Source organism: Streptosporangium amethystogenes (assembly GCF_000721075.1).
Classification (GTDB): domain Bacteria; phylum Actinomycetota; class Actinomycetes; order Streptosporangiales; family Streptosporangiaceae; genus Streptosporangium; species Streptosporangium amethystogenes.
The window spans coordinates 1-2,401 of record NZ_JOEQ01000103.1; the positions used below are offsets into that span (position 1 = coordinate 1).

At 62.3% G+C, this 2,401-nt stretch carries 3 protein-coding genes and 1 pseudogene; 2 read left to right on the forward strand and 2 right to left on the reverse strand.

Going from position 1 to position 2,401, the window contains the following annotated elements; translation table 11 throughout:
• The first annotated feature begins 187 nt into the window (after window positions 1-187).
• A complete protein-coding gene (locus IG98_RS52995) occupies window positions 188-349 on the forward strand; it encodes a hypothetical protein (protein ID WP_211264383.1) in 162 nt (53 codons plus the stop codon).
• Between the two features lie 236 nt (window positions 350-585).
• Here the strand turns inward: IG98_RS52995 and IG98_RS0143695 are convergent, their stop codons facing one another.
• Entirely contained in the window at window positions 586-1,140 is a 555-nt protein-coding gene (locus tag IG98_RS0143695; RefSeq protein WP_030926403.1) for a DUF1349 domain-containing protein, read from the reverse strand.
• Between the two features lie 89 nt (window positions 1,141-1,229).
• Here IG98_RS0143695 and IG98_RS51745 point away from each other — a divergent pair, with 89 nt between their 5' ends.
• Window positions 1,230-1,601, forward strand: a complete 372-nt coding sequence (locus IG98_RS51745) for a hypothetical protein (RefSeq protein WP_157594901.1) — start codon at window positions 1,230-1,232, stop codon at window positions 1,599-1,601.
• On the opposite strand, the pseudogene IG98_RS0143705 reads toward IG98_RS51745, so the two are convergent.
• A pseudogene (locus IG98_RS0143705) lies at window positions 1,602-2,183 on the reverse strand (DUF6461 domain-containing protein); the annotation flags it as partial.
• Window positions 2,184-2,401: the final 218 nt, after the last annotated feature.

Consider the following 2,401-nt stretch of genomic DNA (forward strand, 5'->3'; position numbering starts at 1 on the left):
CGGCCGCCCCTCGAAGTACTCAACGAATCCCTTTCAACCCGAGCAGCCGCATAGGCTACGACCATAAGACGGCTGTCCGGAATCACCGAGGCACCTCACCACCCGCATCCGGATCACTCTCTCGGAGATCGAGCAGGTTCGAGACGTACCCGGCATCGAGGCGAGGTTTGGAGACGAGCACATCGCGATGAGCGTCTTTCGCTTCGATTCGGAGATGCTCGTGACGCCGCACCTGGCCAAGCTCGTCGGCCATGACTCGCCGATGATGCACCTGCGCCGTTACCAGGACGACGGGCTGTTCGACCGGTTTGGCTATCACGCCTCCCGCCCCTACCGGTTTACCCGATAAGGAAGAGGTCCCGGGTTCAAGTCCTGATAGCCCCACTTGGTTTGGCCAGTCAAAAGGCCGCTATCCGGTCTTCGGAGAGCGACCTTCTTGTTGTCTGCGTGTCTGAGCCTTGTATGCCACTGGCAAATTGGCTATAAGCGGACAAGGCGCATGTGGTGGTTCTCGCATGACCTGGGAGGTCCGCGGACGGCCCTTTCCCCCGCCGCGCAACGGCGTCCAGGTCCGCCGCCGTGGCATCAGGAGACCGTCACCGAAGTGAAGCGGGTCTCGAAACCCTCGCCCCTGGGGGCCGCGCACATGACGCCCGCGAGTGCCGGGACCCCCGGAGGGAAGTAGGCGAAGCGGAGCATGGTGACCGGCGCCGCGCCGTTGAGCCCGTACCTCACGGTCACGGCGTCACCCTTGCGCTCCAGATCCAATGTCACCGACTCCACCGGCTCGGACACCGTGAGCATCGACCAGTCGGAGAAGTCCCTGGTCACCACGGCGCTCAGGTTGATCTTCCTGTCGACGTACTCGACGCCCGCCTTGATCCAGTTCCTCTCGTCGATCCGGAGCACGGCACCCGCCTGGTCGTACCGGTCGGCGTAGGAGGCCTGGAAGGTCGTGGTCACCCGCAGGTCGCCCGGCAGCGTCCTGCCGAAGATGTGGGCGGTGTCGTAGATGTACCCGTAGTGGGTGACCCGCCACAGATCGGTGCGCGCCTCGGCGGTGATCCGGAGATCCTCACCCGCCGCCCACTTCGCGGGCTCGTTAATCCACTGCCACTCACTGAAATCCTGGATCGTCACGCGGTCATTTTACCGCCCGCCTCTGAAAGATCCACTGCCACTCACTGAGATGATTTCAGCAAATTTCACGTCAGGCAGCCATTTTCGAAATGGGTGAGAACAAGCGCAGCTTTGACGAAGTCTCCGATTCTGCTGGGGCTGGCGGTAATGTGCTGGAGAGGGCGCCAGCATTGCGTGAGCAGAGCGAAGCCGCGTTCTCCCCAGCAGCGCAGAGACGCGTTGCGGGTGCCGGCGCGGGTGCGGGAAAGCGGTACGGCTCGTGCCTGGCCAAGACTCACGCCGAGGCTGGCGAAGCGACGGCGGCCGCATCGGTGAGCCTGCCCATCGTGGCCGACGCCGTCGAGCTGAACCGGCACGCGACCAAGGAACTCGTCGACGTCGCGACGCTGCTAACGCGGCGCAAGGTCCCCCAAGCCGCCGAATCGAAGGAAGCTCTCATGGCCGGCAGTACAGATCACTGATCAGTCCGGAACGATTTCGGCTCCCAGGAAATCCGTTTGATGGGGGTCCCAGTCGGCGAAGGCGATACCCGTGATCCTGGTTGCGAGTGCGAACGCACAGGCGATCGGATCGTCAACCCCGTCATCCTCGGGGGTGTGGTCAGGGTCCAGTCCGGCAGCACGCATTGAAGCCGTCAGACGACTTGGATCACTTCCCGCGCGATCTTTGAGGCGCTCAAGCATGAAGTTCGTGATCACGTCACCGTCGATCGCGTATCCGAACATATGCGAGGCATAGTCATTACGGCAGACGGACACCATCTCCGTGCCCCGGGAAAGCTCGGTCAGTACTTCCCACAAGGCCCCCCGCCCGCCCCAGGGCTCGACGAGCAAGGTCCAGTCATCGAAACTCGTCGCGCCGACATGGCCGGCTTCCAGGCCGTCAGTCTCCTGGATGTTCGCCATCACACGCTCATCAAGCTCGTCGAAGGTGACTTTCCCGATCGAGTCTGGCTCTGCGCCCAAGCGCGTCAGTACTTCGGTCGGACTCAGGTCCCGGATGAAGGACACGCAGTAGATGTCACCCAACGGTCCATCACCCGAGAGCCAGCCGAATTCCTCGCGAGGGGGTCTGTCACCACAGCTCCTTTGATCAGTTGCGCGTCATGATGACAGCCTTCACCGACAAGCATGGACGCGCCTATGGGAGCGTTGGTGGTGGCAGGGTGTGTCCAGTTAACGGTGTAACTCGGTTTTGAAATTTTTCTATCGAGAACTCGGGGACAGGCGACCTTCGAAGGTGATCGCGAAGGCGTTCAACG

What these genes read in the sequence shown, in the direction of transcription:
- IG98_RS51745 (WP_157594901.1), top strand. Translation starts at nt 1,230, where the DNA reads ATGGGTGAGAACAAGCGCAGCTTTGACGAAGTCTCCGATTCTGCTGGG.
- IG98_RS52995 (WP_211264383.1), top strand. Translation starts at nt 188, where the DNA reads ATGAGCGTCTTTCGCTTCGATTCGGAGATGCTCGTGACGCCGCACCTG.